At 52.3% G+C, this 16,451-nt stretch carries 14 protein-coding genes, 1 riboswitch and 1 other annotated feature; of the genes, 7 read left to right on the top strand and 7 right to left on the bottom strand.

Annotated features, from left to right (window positions below):
* Positions 1-41 precede the first annotated feature (41 nt).
* On the bottom strand, positions 42-983 hold the full coding sequence (gene trhO / locus DPV68_RS00210; RefSeq protein WP_114164846.1) for an oxygen-dependent tRNA uridine(34) hydroxylase TrhO: 942 nt from the start codon (positions 981-983) through the stop codon (positions 42-44).
* 223 nt (positions 984-1,206) lie between these two features.
* On the opposite strand from trhO, the gene DPV68_RS00205 reads away from it, so the two are divergent.
* Positions 1,207-1,857 (top strand): TVP38/TMEM64 family protein, encoded by a 651-nt coding sequence (locus DPV68_RS00205; protein ID WP_114164845.1) that lies wholly within the window; start codon positions 1,207-1,209, stop codon positions 1,855-1,857.
* Positions 1,858-1,878: 21 nt separating this feature from the next.
* Here the strand turns inward: DPV68_RS00205 and DPV68_RS00200 are convergent, their stop codons facing one another.
* Together DPV68_RS00200 and DPV68_RS00195 are read right to left on the bottom strand one after the other, a co-directional pair.
* Positions 1,879-3,162, bottom strand: a complete 1,284-nt coding sequence (locus tag DPV68_RS00200) for a Na+/H+ antiporter NhaC family protein (protein ID WP_114164844.1) — start codon at positions 3,160-3,162, stop codon at positions 1,879-1,881.
* 69 nt (positions 3,163-3,231) lie between these two features.
* Positions 3,232-3,327, bottom strand: a riboswitch (SAM riboswitch).
* Between the two features lie 95 nt (positions 3,328-3,422).
* Complete coding sequence (locus DPV68_RS00195) at positions 3,423-5,102, bottom strand: GGDEF domain-containing protein (protein WP_232819430.1); 1,680 nt, start codon at positions 5,100-5,102, stop codon at positions 3,423-3,425.
* A 152-nt stretch (positions 5,103-5,254) separates the two neighbouring features.
* Positions 5,255-5,465, top strand: a binding site (T-box leader).
* 52 nt (positions 5,466-5,517) lie between these two features.
* On the opposite strand from DPV68_RS00195, the gene argS reads away from it, so the two are divergent.
* Entirely contained in the window at positions 5,518-7,200 is a 1,683-nt protein-coding gene (argS, locus tag DPV68_RS00190) for an arginine--tRNA ligase (RefSeq protein WP_114164843.1), read from the top strand.
* A gap of 35 nt (positions 7,201-7,235) precedes the next feature.
* Here argS and DPV68_RS00185 read toward each other — a convergent pair whose 3' ends face one another.
* Together DPV68_RS00185 and DPV68_RS00180 are read right to left on the bottom strand one after the other, a co-directional pair.
* Positions 7,236-7,814 carry a metallophosphoesterase family protein gene (locus DPV68_RS00185; RefSeq protein WP_114164842.1) on the bottom strand — a complete coding sequence of 193 codons (579 nt, stop codon included), beginning with the start codon at positions 7,812-7,814 and terminating at the stop codon, positions 7,236-7,238.
* Positions 7,811-8,302: a YajQ family cyclic di-GMP-binding protein gene (locus DPV68_RS00180; RefSeq protein ID WP_114164841.1), complete on the bottom strand. Its 492-nt coding sequence runs from the start codon at positions 8,300-8,302 to the stop codon at positions 7,811-7,813. Before DPV68_RS00180 ends, DPV68_RS00185 begins: the two co-directional genes overlap by 4 nt.
* A 70-nt stretch (positions 8,303-8,372) precedes the next feature.
* Between DPV68_RS00180 and pulA the strand changes: the two genes are divergently transcribed.
* Positions 8,373-10,367: a type I pullulanase gene (gene pulA, locus DPV68_RS00175; protein ID WP_114164840.1), complete on the top strand. Its 1,995-nt coding sequence runs from the start codon at positions 8,373-8,375 to the stop codon at positions 10,365-10,367.
* Positions 10,368-10,383: 16 nt separating this feature from the next.
* On the opposite strand, the gene DPV68_RS00170 is transcribed toward pulA, so the two are convergent.
* Positions 10,384-10,548 (bottom strand): YycC family protein, encoded by a 165-nt coding sequence (locus tag DPV68_RS00170; protein WP_114164839.1) that lies wholly within the window; start codon positions 10,546-10,548, stop codon positions 10,384-10,386.
* Positions 10,549-10,688: 140 nt separating this feature from the next.
* Here DPV68_RS00170 and DPV68_RS00165 point away from each other — a divergent pair, with 140 nt between their 5' ends.
* From DPV68_RS00165 to DPV68_RS00150, 4 genes are all read left to right on the top strand, one after another.
* Positions 10,689-11,480, top strand: a complete 792-nt coding sequence (locus tag DPV68_RS00165) for a hypothetical protein (protein ID WP_114164838.1) — start codon at positions 10,689-10,691, stop codon at positions 11,478-11,480.
* Positions 11,481-11,581: 101 nt separating this feature from the next.
* The gene (locus DPV68_RS00160; protein ID WP_114164837.1) at positions 11,582-13,705 is read left to right on the top strand and encodes an MMPL family transporter; all 2,124 of its coding nucleotides are present in this window, start codon (positions 11,582-11,584) and stop codon (positions 13,703-13,705) included.
* Between the two features lie 253 nt (positions 13,706-13,958).
* Positions 13,959-14,594: a YitT family protein gene (locus DPV68_RS00155; protein WP_114164836.1), complete on the top strand. Its 636-nt coding sequence runs from the start codon at positions 13,959-13,961 to the stop codon at positions 14,592-14,594.
* Between the two features lie 80 nt (positions 14,595-14,674).
* Positions 14,675-15,397: a YwiC-like family protein gene (locus DPV68_RS00150; RefSeq protein WP_114164835.1), complete on the top strand. Its 723-nt coding sequence runs from the start codon at positions 14,675-14,677 to the stop codon at positions 15,395-15,397.
* Positions 15,398-15,418: 21 nt separating this feature from the next.
* Here DPV68_RS00150 and DPV68_RS00145 read toward each other — a convergent pair whose 3' ends face one another.
* Positions 15,419-16,363, bottom strand: a complete 945-nt coding sequence (locus DPV68_RS00145) for a DUF4003 family protein (RefSeq protein WP_232819429.1) — start codon at positions 16,361-16,363, stop codon at positions 15,419-15,421.
* Between the last annotated feature and the right edge of the window lie 88 nt (positions 16,364-16,451).

Below are 16,451 nucleotides of genomic sequence, written 5' to 3'. Positions count from 1 at the left end.
ACCTCGAGCGTAGGCTCGAAGTGCTTCTTGGTCGATTTTTGTTACCCGACGACGCCTTCAGTCTCCTGAAGTTTGTCCGCAATATTTTCGATGATATAGCGGTTGCGTGGATGCTCCTGGCACTCTTTCGAGCATGAACGCATTTGTTTCGGTTCACACTCTTCACAACAGAAGTGCTGGGCATTACACACCGGGTTGGCACAATTAACGTAACGGACCGTCTTCGTCCCACAGTGCATGCACTCGGACACGACCGACGGGTTGACCGTGTTGACCGGGACGTTGATGCGCTCGTCAAAGACATAAAGCTCACCTTCCCAGTCCTCGCCTTTCGTGGCTTCGTCTTTGCCGTACATGGCGACGCCGCCCTTAAGGTGGAAAATGTTGTCGTGACCTTGGTCACGCATATATGCGGTAAATTTCTCGCAACGGACGCCTCCGGTACAGTACGTGAGTAACGTTTTCCCTTCGTAGAGGTCCTTGTTCTCTTCGAGCCAATCTGGCATGTAACGAGAAGCCTCTACATCGATTTTGATCGCGTTTTTAAAGTGACCAAGATCGTACTCGTAGTTGTTACGAACGTCGAGGATGACGACATCGTCGCGATTCATCATCTCTTTCCATTCAGCCGGTTCTAGATATGCACCGTGCTGTTTAGGCACGTCGAACTCACCATCAAAGCGCCACGTCACAAGCTCTTTCTTATGACGGACAAAGATTTTTTTGAACGCATGCTCTTCGACTTCATCGATTTTGAACTCGATGTCGCTGAATAGCGGGTTCGCTTTCAAGTCGTTCATGTACTGCTCGGTCTGTTCCCAAGTCCCAGAGCACGTCCCGTTGATTCCTTCGGAAGAAATCAAGATGCGTCCTTTGATACCGAGGTCCTTGCAATACTTGAGGTGCTCTTGTGTGAGCGTTTCTGGGTCTTCGATATTGACGTACTTATAGTACAGCAAGACCCGCATTGGTTTTGTTTCCATGTGTGTTACTCCCCTGTGTTCAGTTTTTTGCAGGAAAACGAACGTTGGGTTGTGTCGTTCGACGAACGGACTTGCCTGCAACCACAAGTCCATATTATATGATAGATATCACAGCGAAATTTCGCAAATACTTTTTATTTTTTTTACTGGCATGCAGGGGGATGCGTCTTCCTGAGCGAAATCGGGTAAAAGGTATTAATGAAAGTCGAAGGTGGAAACTGATATGCTCACATCACTCCAACAATGGATTATCCAACTGATTGAATGGCTTCAAGAGCTTCCGGGAGGCCCATGGGCAGGACTAGGGGCGCCGTTCCTTGAGGCGATCTTTCCATTTCTTCCGCTCGTCCTGATCATTTCGGCGAACGCGGCCACATATGGGTTCTTGCTCGGGACGTTATTGTCTTGGGTCGGTAGTCTGCTCGGGACGATTCTTGTCTTCACAGCCGTCCGGTATGTCTTCCGAAGACCGATGACGCGGTGGCTCGAAAAACATAAACAAGGGGTATACTGGCTTGAGCGCATCAACCATATGAGCCCGATCTCGCTCGGATTTCTATATTCGCTCCCGTTCATCCCGGTCAGTTTAATCACCTACTTACTCGCCCTCATTCAAATGCCGCTTCGGACATTCATCATGGCGGCGGGGTTCGGGAAATTGCTTGTCGTCTTGATCTTTTCGGTCATCGGGGACCAGTGGGAGGAGTTTATTCAAAGTCCGTTCCGCTTATCGATGCTTGGACTGTTATTGTTCGTCCTTTGGGCAATCAGCCGCGGTCTTGAAGAATTGCTCAAACGGCGCGCCTTTAGAAAACGAAACGAACAGCTTGAACGTGAACGTGAAGCAAAACGTCAAACGACCCTTCGAAGCTAATGCTTCAAAGGGTCGTTTTGGTTAGGCGCGCTTTTTGAAACGCGGGAAGTTAAAGACGATGGCCAGTCCGCCACAAATGAAGAGGAGGAACGGGTAGAACATATACGGGACGAGCGCCGGTGACGCCGTATTCGTCAGTTCGGCCGCAATGAGCAGCTGCGCCCCATAAGGCAACAGGCCTTGGACGCCACATGAGAAGATATCGAGCACACTTGCTGATTTCTTTCGCTCGATGTCATAATCGTCGGCGATATTGGCGGCGAGCGGTCCGGCCACGAGAATCGAAATCGTATTGTTCGCCGTCGCGATGTTCGTCGCACTGACGAGCCCGGCGATGCTCCACTCGGCACCGGCCCGTTTTTGAATCCGCGACGTGAGTGCGTCACGCAAGTAAGTGAGTCCGCCGTTATGCGAGATGAGTCCGACGAGTCCGCCCATGAGGAGCGTCAAGAGCGAAATTTCGGCCATGCCCATCATGCCGTCCGCCATGGCCGTGACGTATGTGGTGACAGCTAGACTACCATCCAACAGACCGATGATGCCGGTCAAGGCGATCCCACCAAGCAAGACGAGGATGACGTTCAACCCGGTCAAGGCGAGAGCGATGACGGCGAGATATGGAATCAGCTTGTACCATTGAAATGCAGCCGCATCGACAGTCGATTCTCCACTTGATAACACCGATAAGAGGACGATTGTGATGAGGGCGGCCGGGAGGACGATCCAAAAGTTGGTCCGGAATTTGTCACGCATATTCGTCCGTTGGGTCCGGACGGCAGCGATCGTCGTGTCTGAGATGAACGACAAGTTATCCCCAAACATGGCTCCGCCGACGACGGCAGCCGCCGAGATGGCGATATTGACGCCACTTTCTTCATGGATGCCGAGCGCGATCGGGGCGAGGGCGGCAATCGTGCCCGTCGATGTTCCCATCGCCATCGAGATGAAAGCCGCGATGACGAATAGACCGCTCAGTAAGAGCGAAGACGGCAAAAACGTCAGTGCCGCATTGACGGTCGCGTCAATCGCGCCGATCGATTCCGCGACACTCGAGAACGCCCCGGCGAGCAAGAAGATGAAGACCATGATCAAAATGCCGGGGTTCCCCGTACCTTGGGCGATACGCTCGACCGTCTGAGTGACACTGCCTTTCGTCATCATCGCCGCGACGATGAGCGCGATCAACGCCGCGATCAGGACCGGAAATTTATAAAAGTCGTTATAGTAGGTGCCTGCCCCTATAAAGAAAACGAGGAAGACGAGCAAAGGCAATAATGCCCATTTGTTAGCTGTTGGTTGTTCCAATCAATTCACCTCATTCATTAAAATAAAAAGAGAGCCTTCTGAAAAAAGGCTCTCTACAAGAAAACACTTTTTTCATCTTTCGAGCAGTCCGCTCGCTGGATTTGGCACAGGTTACCCGCTGCCGAGACGTCACTGGGCCAGTCCCTCAGTCTCTCTTGATAAAAAAGTTGTGATATTTAGTTACAAGACACGTTTCCTAACGTATCCGTTTCACATCCGCTTGTCAATAGCAAACCCCACGCGGTGAACGTGGGGGCGAGTCAGGTCGTTAAGAAATTGTAATGGGCGACGCGGTTGCGTCCGGCGTACTTCCCGCCGACGTAAAGGGCCCGGTCAGCGTTGCGGATCGTATCGTCGAGGCGTTTGTCACCGAACGTCTGGATCGTGTCGACCCCAATCGAAGCGGTGACGGGGATATCGATCCCGTCGACGTGAAACGGTTTGTTCTCAATTTGTTGCCGGATCCGTTCGGCAATCTCGACGGCCTGTTCGACATCGCAACGGTTCAATAGCAAGATGAACTCTTCACCGCCGTAACGGGCGGCAAAATCTTCGGTGCGGAGGGCCTGGCGAATCCGTCGTCCAAACTCTTGGAGCACACTGTCCCCGACTTGGTGGCCGTACGTATCGTTGATTTTTTTGAAGAAGTCGATATCGAGCATCGCGACCGAGATTGGATACATCGAACCGTCCGAAATCTGTTGAATCCCATATTCGTAAAAGGCACGTGCATTGGCGAGGAGCGTCAAGCTGTCCGTCCGGCTCTCCGTATAGAGGCGATCGCGTTCATGACACCGACTGATTGTCCGGTTGAACGACTTGAGCAGTTTGACGATCTCGCGTTGAATGATTGGAGGATAGCCATAGACGTGCCCGCCGGTCATGACGAGCCACGTTCGAATCCCTTCAATCTCCTCGGAGCGGACCGAGATGAAACTGTGATAGTCATCGTTGAATGCATTCGACAACGGAGCATCCCATTCGAAGCGCATCTCATACTCAACCGAGGCTTCGTTCGGATAAGCGTGATCGAGCAAATCAAACACGAGGTGACGGTCGATCGGCTGACGCGTCTTCAAATCAAAGTACAAAGTACGGTCGAACAGTTTAAACTCGACGAATCCTTCGTCATAGTGATTGAGCCGCTCACATTGACTGAGAAACACTTCAATCGCTTGCGCTTCACTCTGCGATAACGACACCGCCTCTTTCGCCTCGTCATATTGCTCAATCAACGATTTGAAGACATCTTGTCGCCCTTTTTGGATGACGAGTCGCTTAATAAAGAATGTGAGCGCGGCAGCGATGCTGCTGACGACGAGCAAGTTCGTCTCGCGGAAGAGCGAGGCCGCCAAGATGAAAACAAGACTGACGATATACGTATAAAATGCGATGCTCAGAAAATCGCGGACCGGGATGTCGACGCGGAACCACCAACCGACTTGATATTTTTGCACGACCGTGTTCAAGATGATGGCAATAATCAAACCGGCGATCGGCAGGAACGAGTCTTGGGCATAAAAGCCGAGACCGGTCTCTCCGCCAAGCGCCAAATAGACGCTGGCCGGGATGGCGAGTTCTAAAAAAGACGTAATCGCGTTCCACGGATACGTGAAGCGGAAGCGTCGAAGCGCGATGCGCGGTTTCAAATTAACGAACTGGAAGACGAGGAGACCAATCTGATTGACGAACAGGGCCGTCTCGAAATCGAAGAATAAGAAAATGATGAGGACGATACTTTCTGAAAACGTGAAGTAGACGCCTTTCCGTTCGATGGAGTCCATTTGAAAAATGATGACAAGGAGCGCGATCAAAATGAACGGTAACGGCTCGATGGCCGGCATGTTCAATACGCGTGTGGCGAACAAGGTAATCGTCGATAGGAGTAAAACACTCCATATGCTCCAACCGAGGACGGACATCTTGCGAAAATGGTTCATAGTTCCCTCCTATGTGGGAAAATTCGATATGCATGGTAGGAGATTCGGCACAATCATGCCCGAGTCCTGCCTATTCATCATAATGGCGGAATTCTAGCATTGAGTCTATATGAAATATCCTCTATAATGAAGTTGCTTTTCAACCACATAGACGAAAGTCGATGAAAAAGAGAGTAACGATCGTTCCGTCAACAAAGCGACCTAGGGATTGGTGAGAGCCTAGGCTGACAAACATCGCGAAACGCACTTTTGAGATGCTATCCGAAGCGAGTAGGCGTAGCCGGGGACCCCCGTTATCACCGATAAAGCGGTCTGCGTCAAGCAGGCAAGAAGAGTGGTACCGCGGGCCATCCCGTCTCTTTGCATCTGTGCAAAGGGCGTTTTTTTTATGAAAATTTTATAAGGAGGAATTGTAATGAGTTATGAACGCAAATATGCGGAAGCCTTGTCCCGTGTCATCGGGGACGAGTTGACGCTCGACCAAATTGAAGCACTGATTGAAAAACCGAAACACGAGGCACACGGAGATCTGGCTTTCCCTTGTTTCCAACTTGCGAAAGCCTACCGGAAAGCACCGGTCATGATCGCGACGGATATCGCCAACGACTTGAACGATGAATTGTTCACAAAAGTCGAGGCGGCCGGCCCGTATGTGAACGTCTTCTTGAACCGTGACGTCGTGTCCCAAGAAATCATCAACATGGTGCTCGACGAAAAAGCGGACTATGCGACGCACGCAACCCGCAACGAGACAATCGTGACCGACTTCTCATCACCGAACATCGCCAAACCGTTCTCGATGGGACACCTCCGTTCGACGGTAATCGGGAACGCCATCAACCAAATCGCCCGTAAAAACGGCTACGACGTCGTTGGGGTCAACCACCTCGGGGACTGGGGAACACAGTTTGGTAAACTGATGGTCGCCTATAAGAAATGGGGCAACGAGGAAGCGGTACGTGAGCACCCGATTGCTGAACTGTTGAAGCTGTACGTGCACTTCCATGAAGAAGCGAAGACGCAACCGGAGCTCGAAGACGAGGGCCGCGCGTGGTTCAAGAAACTCGAAGACGGCAACGAGGAAGCGACTGAACTTTGGACGTGGTTCCGTGACGAATCGCTCAAAGAGTTCCAAAAAGTGTACGACTTGCTCGGTGTCGAGTTCGACAGCTTCCACGGTGAGGCGTTCTATAACGATAAGATGGATGGCATCGTCGCGATGCTCGAAGAGAAGGACCTTCTCGTCGAAAGTGAAGGGGCGATGGTCGTCTCGCTCGAAGATGAGAACTTGCCGCCATGCTTAATCAAAAAGAAAGACGGCGCGACGCTTTATGCGACACGTGACTTGGCAGCTGCCGTTTATCGTCAGGAGACGTACAACTTCGTCCAAGCGAACTATGTCGTCGGTGGCGAACAGGCGCTCCACTTCAAGCAGCTGTTCGCGGTTCTCCGTAAACTCGGCTACGACTTTGTCGACGGCATGCACCACGTGCCATTCGGCTTGATTTTGCAAGAAGGGAAAAAGATGTCGACACGTAAAGGTCGCATCGTCTTGCTCGAGGAAGTGCTGAAAGAAGCAATCGAGAAAGCGCAAGGCAACATCGCGCAGAAGAACCCAGAACTTGCGAACGCGGACGATGTGGCACGCATGGTCGGTGTCGGCGCGGTCATCTTCCACGATTTGAAGAACGAGCGCATCAACAACATCGAGTTCGACCTCGACAGCATGCTTAAATTCGAAGGGGAGACAGGCCCGTACGTGCAGTACACGAACGCGCGTGCGAACTCGCTCCTCCGTAAAGGCAACTACGACGGCTCGACGTTTACGGGTGCGGACGACGATCACACGTGGGGCGTCGTGACGATGCTCAACGCGTTCCCGCACGTGATCACACGTGCCCACGAACGCCGTGAACCGTCAATCATCAGCCGTTACGTCCTCGACTTGGCGCAATCGTTCAACAAGTATTATGGCCATGTCCGTGTTCTTGAAGAAGATGCAGGCAAACAGTCACGTCTCGCTCTCGTCAAAGCAGTGACGATCGTGTTGACAGAAGGACTCCGTTTGATTGGCGTTCAAGCTCCAGAAGAAATGTAAGCACAAATAAGGGACCCTGTTGAGGGGTCCCTTTCTTACGCCTTCATCCGTGTGACCGTCCGTGCTTGCGTATCATAAAGACACCATTCCCGATCGAAGATGACGGCGCCGACGTTGATGACGTAACGTTTTTTCTTGAGCTGGAACGGCTTCCCGATTTCCCAGGGAATCGAGCGGCCTTTCCGGTAAATCCCTGGGAGGTGACTGTGTCCGATAAAGACGAGCGGATACTTGCCTTTCTCGACGATCGGTTCCCAGTCCGGACTCCAGTTCACTTGATGGCCATGCAAGAACAGCGCCTCATCGAGCGTCGTCTGCTCCGGCAATAACGAAATCCTTGTCTTGACTGGATGTGACACGACGAGCACTTCATCAATCCGCTCCTCTTGATTGCCGCGCAGACTCGGGAAAGTGAGGAGTGCCTCGTAGTCCGGGTCGTACGACACGACATCGGACACTTCATGGAACCGTTCGTTCCGTCGCTTTTTGCCAATGTGGCATTCATATAAATCGCCGAGGCAAAGGATGTGCTCCGTCTCGCGGCGGACTGACTCGAGGACGGCTTTCAAATCATCAAACGAACCGTGCGGGTCACTGATGATAGCGAGCTTCATCGGTAGTTCGTAAATTGGGCATCGACAGACAATTCGAGCTCACGGACGAGTTGCATGACAGCTTGGAGGTCATCGCGTGACTTGGCCGTCACACGGATTTGATCGTCTTGAATTTGCGATTTCACTTTCAATTTTGATTCTTTGATGGCGTTGTTGATTTTTTTCGCATCGTCTTTATCGATGCCACTCTTCAATTTGACGCGTTGACGGACGGTGCCGCCGAGGGCGCGCTCGACTTTTTGGTAGTCGAGGTTTTTTGTCGGCACGCCACGCTTGATCAGTTTCGAAATCATGATGTCCTTCAACTGTTCGAGTTTGTAATCGTCATCTGAGACGAGGACGAGATCACCGTCATCAAGCGACATCTCACTCTTCGATCCTTTAAAGTCGTAGCGGTTCAAAATTTCTTTCTCGGCGATTTGAATCGCGTTCTTCACTTCTTCGAGGTTCATTTCGGACACAATATCAAAAGAATTGTCTTTTGCCATGTTTCATCCATCCTTTACAAGGGTTTTGTTATAATGATAGCAGATTTGAAGTAGTGAAGGAGTGAAAGAGATGGAACATACTATCGATCAACAGACAAATGTAGATTTAGACCACATGGCGTATCACGGAAAAGACCTTGGGGTGACGTTTAAAGGGGACCTCATCCGGTTGCGGGTCTGGTCGCCGGTCGCCGAAGAGATGGTCGTCAAACTATATCGGACGCCTCGTGCGCGGAAGTTCGAACGAATCGAACTCGAACGGGCCGAGAAAGGGACTTGGGTGACTGAACTCGAACGTGCCACGTACGAAGGGTACTCTTACACGTTTGAAGCGATTGTCGATGACAAACGCATCGAGTCGCTCGATCCGTATGCGAAAGTCGTCGGTGTCAATGGGAAACGCGGGTGTCTGCTCGACCCGTCCACGCTCAACCCGGACCATTGGGTCAAAGAACGTCCGCTCTTCCACTCTTCACAAGAGGCGGTCATTTATGAAGCGCACGTCCGTGATTTGACGAGTCATCCGGACAGCGGTGTCATGCATCGCGGAAAATTCCTCGGCATGACCGAGGTCGGCACGAAAACGCCGAACGGTTATCCGACCGCGCTCGACTATATCACCGCACTCGGCGTCACGCACCTCCAACTTATGCCGTTCTTCGATTACGGTTCGGTGAACGAGGCCCGTGAGAGCGAAGCGAACTATAACTGGGGTTATGACCCGGTCCATTATTTTGCCGTCGAAGGCTCGTACGCTTCGTCTGCCGATGATCCGGCCGCTCGCATCATCGAGTTGAAAGCGATGATTCAGGCACTGCACGACCGTGGGATTCGTGTCATCATGGACGTCGTATTCAACCATACGTATGATGCATTGACGACCCCACTCGGTCAGTTCGTGCCCGATTACTATTACCGCTTGAACGAGGACGGAACGCTTGCCGATGGTTCGGAGTGCGGGAACGATACCGCTTCAGAGCGCGCGATGATGCGAAAATTGATCGTCGAATGTGTCTCATACTGGGCGAAAGAGTTCATGATTGACGGCTTCCGCTTCGATTTGATGGGGCTCCATGACGTTAAGACGATGAACCAAGTCCGGAAAGCACTCGATCGCATCGATCCGTCGATCCTTGTGACTGGAGAAGGGTGGGATCTCGATACGCCGCTCTCGGTCCGTAAGAAAGCGAACCAGCATAACGCCCATAAGATGCCACGTATCGCCCAGTTCAACGACGCGATTCGCGACGGTGTCCGAGGGGACGTGTTCATCGAGGATTTGCCGGGCTGGATCAGCGGCAATACGGACATGACGGCGGACGTCAAACGCGGCATCGCCGGCGCAATCACGAGTCAGAGTTTTGCCGATGAGCCGAACCAAGTCGTGAACTACGTCGAGTGTCACGACAACTTGACGCTTTGGGATAAACTTGCCCTCACGAACCCGGACGACGATGAGACGACACGCCGCCGCCGGCATCGCCTCGCGACGACAATCGTCATGCTTGGTCAAGGCATCCCGTTCTTGCATAGCGGTCAGGAGTTCTTCCGGACGAAAGACGGGGACGAGAACAGCTTTAACTCGGGTGAGGTCGTCAACCGCTTGGACTGGACACGGGCCGAGCAGGAGACGCCGAGCGTCGAATACGTGAAAGGATTGATCAGTTTGCGCAAACAATATCCGTTGTTCCGTCTCGAGAACACGGAGCAAATACGCAAACATTTGCGCTTCTTCGATGAAGAAGAAGGGGTGATCGCCTTTGAACTGAGTCGCCACGTCGAAGGATACGTCGAGCGTCATCTCGTCTACCACAATGGACTTGAGGAAGCCGTCGAAGTGAAACTGCCGGCTGGCAAGTTCGAAGTACATGTTGAAGACCATACCGTCAATTTGACGGCGCCGCGCCTGCTTGAAGACCGGCACGTCACCGTAGCACCGCTCTCGACGCTCGTCGTGACGGAACGCCGTCCGGATTATAGCAAATATGCCGTCGCCGGTGGGGCTGCCCTTGCCATCCTCGGTCTCTGGTATGTCGCGAAAAAACGCAAGAACAAACAGCAGTAAACAAAAAAAGGAGACGTCATTCCGTCTCCTTTTCCCCGTTCGTTTCAGTTTTGGCTGCCTCGAGTTCCATCATCTTCTTCACGATGATATGTTTTGGCATATGCATGAGCTCTTCTAGAGGGACGTTTAGCTTTTTAGCAAGCTCGACTGCCGTCTCGGGAGAGAGTTGAAGTGGGCGCATGAAGATTCCTCCTTTCACATTCAGGGTATGCTACTGCCAGTATACAGGAAATTCGGACGTATGGAGAATGTGTTCTGTGAACACATTCAAAATCGAAAAATGCGTCGGGCGTTGCTAAGCTGAAACTAGGAAGTGATCAAATGTACAAACAAGTAGCAGACTATCAATTTCATCAAACGGTCGAATGGTTGGAGCGCGTTGGTGAGGGATGGATGTTGTATTTGGCGCAAACCGGTTTTCTATTTTTTGACGAGACGTTCCAAATCCGATGGGAACTCGAGTGGGAATGGACGCCATGCGCACTATATATTGAACCACATGGGAGACGAGCCGTCGCGCTATTTCGAGATTTGCAGACATACGGAGTCATGGATTTAACACATGGGACGATGGAGCGTCATTCGATCCCACGGACGTTTCATGACGATTGGTTCAGTAACCTGCACCACTGGTCAGGAGACGACCTGTTTCTTTATTCGGCCGAATCAGATATCGTCGCCTTGAACTTGAACGACCATACGTTCCGGTATAGCCGGTACGAAGAGGTCCCTAAGTTCGGGAGTATGATTGAACTTGCCTATCAGCCGACCTATGATTTCGAACGATTCACGGCACCCGGCCTCGTGACGTTGTACGATGAACCGAATCAACGGTTCGTCATCGAGGACGTCGAAGCGGGAGCGTGCTGGATGATTCCATACGGAGGTGACCGCGACTTGGCCATCGTCGATCAAATCGGCGAGACGACCGCCATCGCATCGATGACGTCGTTCCAATTGTTTGAACGCGACCAGGAAGTGTTCTCGTCTGAGGTGTGTGCTGACACCGAATTATTGAAAGTCGTCTTATTGGACGAACCGGGCGACCGACTTGTCGTCTTGTCAACGCCACGCCGCTTTTGCCATAGTTGGCTTCAAGTGTTCGAGCGTTGACGCTCCTGGACCAGACCATGGTTCAGGATTTTTTTACGAAGACTTGATGAAGCCCGAAAAAAACGGGAACAGTCTTCTTAGATGGAGAGGAGTGGACAGGGATGGAACGATTGGGAAAAAACTTGGTCCGATGGCGCTACGCTGTCGTGTTGATTTGGACGGTGTTACTCGCCGTATCGGTCTATTTCGGATTGCAGTTGCCAAGTGAGTTACGTGGCAACGGCTTCGCAATTCAAGACGGGCGTTTCGCCCAAGTGGAGGACACGTTGAATGACCGGTTCGACCGGGCCGGTGCGTCGATGATCGTCTTGCTAGAAGGTGGGGATTTAGAAACGGTCATCGAACAGCAACGCGATCGACTCGTCGATGTCGATGGGGTGGACGGCGTGATCACGCCAGCCGAGAATCCGGACGCCCGCTCCGGGGACGTCGCCTACTTATTGCTCGAGTTCGAGGACTACGATACGGCCGAAGCATCGATTGAGGACGTCCGCAACGCCTTGATACGAGACACGGACACAGACGTGCGATTGACCGGAGAGCCGGTCTTCGCCGATGACTTGAACGAGGCGTCAAAAAACGACTTGATTCGGGCCGAGTTAATCGGGATTCCGGTCGCACTGCTCGTGCTCTTGCTCGTCTTCGGGACGCCGCTTGCCGCGGTCATGCCATTATTTGTTGGATTGATTACGTTCATCGTAGCGGCAGGTGCACTGTTCTTCTTTGCCCAGACGATGGAATTATCCATTTTTGTCCTGAATGCGGTCGCAATGATCGCCATTGCGCTCGGTATCGATTTTTCTTTATTGCTCGTGAACCGTTATCGGGAAGAGCTTACGCGTGGGAACTCACGTGAAGAAGCCATCGTTCGAACGGTCGCAACGGCCGGACGTTCGATTTTGTTCTCAGGACTTTGCGTCTTCGTCGGACTAGCTGGGTTGTTGTTCATCCAAGTCGATGTGTTCCAAGCGATTGCCCTCGGTGCGTTGATTGCCGTCGCCGGTGCTGTCTTGTCCGCGCTCACGTTGTTGCCGTCTGCTTTGTACATTGTTGGAGACGCCATCAATAAAGGGCGGCTCGTCAAGACGAACGAGACGCGCTCCGAGGTACGGTGGCAGAAGTTGGCCCGCTTCGTCATGAGACGTCCCGTTACGATGACGCTCGTCGCGCTCTTGCTGCTACTGCCAAGCCTCTGGTTCGTCCGTGACCTCGAACTGAACATCCCGGACGCCGATGCGCTCCCGACCTCGTATGAATCCCGGGCCGCCCTTGAGCGATGGGACGATGTGTTCGGTGAGACGTCGACCGATGCGGTGCTCTTGTTTGAGACGAACGATTTGACCGATTCGATGATTCTAGACGAATTGACGGCACTCACCGAGGAGCTATCCGAGGAGCCGATTGTCGACAACGTCACGACATTCTTGACAGCATCCGGACTCGAACCGGCCGAGTTCCAGCAAATCGTGGAAGTGGCACCGGAACAGCTCGAGGCGTTTGACCGTCTCGTCACGCTCGAAGGGAATACCGACCTCGCTCTCGTCAACGTCAGCTTTGACGTCCCGCCGAGTGACAAGGACGCCCAGGCGTTCGTCCGGGATTGGCGCGACAAAGGATTTGATGTCGGGGGACCGGCCGCGTTCAACGAAGAAATCTATGAAGAGATTTATGACAGCATCCCGTACGCGGTCATCACTGTGATTTTGGCGACGATGGTCATCCTCATGTGGGCGTTCCGCTCGGTCTTGATTCCAATCAAGGCGATTATCATGAACGTGCTCGGTCTCGGGGCGACGTTCGGGCTGCTCGTCATCATCTTCGAGTCGGGTTACGTGTACGATGCCGAGACGATCAGTATATTGACCCCGGTGTTCATCTTCTCGCTCGTGTTCGGTCTGTCGATGGACTATGAAGTGTTCCTCGTGTCACGAATCGAGGAGTATTACCGAGAGACCGGGGACAACGACTACGCCACAGAGATGGGTCTCGCGAAGACGAGTAAAATCATCACGTCGGCCGCGGTTATCATGATCGTCGTCACAGGAGCGTTCGCCTTCACCGGTGTCAGTCCAATTAAGCAGCTCGGGGTCGGGATCGCACTCGCCATCTTCATCGATGCGACAATCATCCGCATTTTGCTCGTTCCGTCCTTGATGAAGCTGTTCGGGGACTGGAACTGGTGGTGGTTCGGGAAGAAAGATTTACCGAAACGCAATCTACACTAAATATACATTTAATGAAAGAAACCTGAATTCGTGTTAGAATACACGTATAACTATGCGCAATTTGGGAAAGGAAGGTCTTTATGGATACCGAGAGGACATGGCCTCTGTTTCAATTACCGGACTTCTAGCGTTGAGTTTTTACAAGCGATATCAATGTAAAAATCAACAAACGGAAGATCGGAGATGGAACAGATGGAACCGCGGCTACGACTGAGGATCCTCCTCTCCGTTGAAAACGGGGAGGACAATCGGAATGAAACGAGTTGCTACCATAGTGCTCGGAACGCTGATTATGGCGTTCGGTTATTATTATTTGAATGAACAGTTTGGTTTGGCAGAAGGAGGCTTCGTCGGGCTAGCATTGCTCGGCCGCTATTTATTTGATATCGATCCGGCGATCTCGATGATCGTGCTCGATATTCCTTTCTTTTTAATCGCCTTATGGTGGAAAGGCTGGCGCTTCGTCGGACAAGCCGTGCTTGCCGCAGCGTCGTTGTCGCTCAGCTATGCGATGTGGGATCGGTTGGATTTACTCACGTTCGATATCCAAGTCTGGCCGGCGACATTGTTCGCCGCCATCGCGAGCGGGATTGTGACCGGCTACGGTCTCGGTCTCGTCTTGAAGTCAGGCGGGGCGACCGGAGGCGATGATTTATTCGCCCTCGGCCTATCAAAATGGACCGGCGTATCGGTCGGGACGATTCTCATCATGTTTGATGTCATCGTCTTGGCGATCTCGCTCATCTATTTACCGCTCTCGAACGCACTCTATACGCTTCTTGCGGTCTCGATCGCGGGTCGTGTCGTCACGAAAATGTTGACGGACGATGTGGTCGAAGTAGCCGTACCAAGTGTGACCAAACTAAAAACAAAAAACGATCTCGCGTGAGATCGTTTTTTGTTTTGTAAAATTTATCACAGTTTTACAGTCATCTTTCTTCTACACTACACATAGAAGGAGGGAGTCAAATGAAATGGATGATTCCAAAACAGCACGGCGCCTGGTCGATGCTGATCTTACCGTTCTTACTCGGCGGCATCGTCGGAGGGTGGACGCTCGCACACATCCCGTTCGCGATCGCTTGGTTATTCGTTTATATGGGCACGTTTTTCTTGTTCCAATACATCAAGCAACGGAAGAAGTCTAAGGAACTGTTGCGTACGGTCGTGACGTATTTGACGATTGCCACCGTCGCCGCCGTCCCGGTGTTTCTGTCCGAGTGGCGTCTCGTCTGGTTCGTCCTCGCGATGATCCCGTTCGGACTCGTCAACGCCTATTTCGCCAAAATCAAAGACGAGCGCAACGTCTGGAACGACGTCAGCGCCGTCACTTCATTTTGTATCGGCGGGATGGCGAGTTATTATCTCGGGGCACGGGTCTTGGACGAGACAATGATGTGGATGTTCGTCTTGCCGTACTTATATTTCCTCGGAAGTATCTTTTTCGTCAAGACGATGATTCGAGAGAAAAAAAGTCTATTCTATCGAAACGTATCATGGGGGTATCACTCCTTGCTTGTCACCATCTTCATCGCGTTCGGCTATCCGGTTTTGGCACTCGCTTACGCGCCAAGTCTCGTCCGGGCGGTCGCGTTCTACGGCAAAAAGATCCCCATCATGAAGATCGGGATCGTCGAAATCGCCAACTCGGTGTTCGTGCTCGGTTGTCTCAGCTGGTATTTATTTTCTTAAGAAGGGGCGACCCTTCTTTTTTTAATCGCTTGAAGCGCTGCTAGAGATGATGGCGACAGTCGTCGCGGCCGTTGCTGCCTGTTGCATGGCGAGCAGGTGGGCGAACGTCCCGTGTAACAGTAAATCGCTCGCGTCTTCCTTGATGTTGTTTGCCGCGACGAGTTGCAGGGCGACCGTCAACGCGTGGGTGTGGAACCAGCGATGCTTTTCCTTCTCGGCGTTCGTGATTTCGATCAGGTCGCGCTCGTCGTTGTCGTTCCGAGCCGCGACGATGGCCAAGAGGGCGAGCGCTGGCAGATGCTCGTTTTTGACAGCAATTGTTTGTCCTTGGAGCCGCGTGCGCCACTCGAGCAGGCGGTTGATGACCTCGTCTGAAGGCAAGTCGCTAAAAGCAAGTAGATGGGAGACGAGTTGGAGCTCGTTTGAGCGGGGCAACTCAGCTTTCAACGCTTCGTAATACGTCTCGATTCGTTCATTTAGCGCAACATGGTCATCGAACGCTTGAACGAGGACGAGGGCAGACAAGAGATCTTCTTCGCTCGTCAGCCAAGGATGGTTTCGTTTGAACGTTTGATAGAGTGTGCTTGCCTCATCGAGCCGGCGCTCGGGCTCATCGACGTTGATCAGTTGGCTCGCGATAAAGGGCCGCAACATACTGAAACGGAAGTGCTTCCGGTCGAGTAACGTATCGAGCCGGAGTGCCTCGTCGATGGCCGGTTCGATGTCTTCGTACTTGGCATCGAGAAACGATAGCCAGACAAAATTATTACTGCCGCGAAATTTCGAGAACATGCCGGTCTTCTGTTTCAGAACCGCTTGAGCGTGTTCGAACCGTCCCGAATCGAACGGGGTATCGTGCATGGCATAGTTGATGGCCATCAAACGTCGGAAATCATCGGTGAACCACTTTGTCGCTCCCCTGATTCCTTCGAGTGCTTCGAGGTAACGGGTGTAACGTGTCATCATCAGCAATTCCTCCTTTTGCTCCTTATACGAGTACAATCGAAAGAATGATTCAAAAACAGCCGCCCTGGATTCGTCCGGGGCGGCTGTT

This window comes from Exiguobacterium sp. TNDT2, from assembly GCF_003331145.1.
Classification (GTDB): Bacteria; Bacillota; Bacilli; order Exiguobacteriales; family Exiguobacteriaceae; genus Exiguobacterium.
This window is presented reverse-complemented; position numbering and strand designations above follow the sequence as displayed.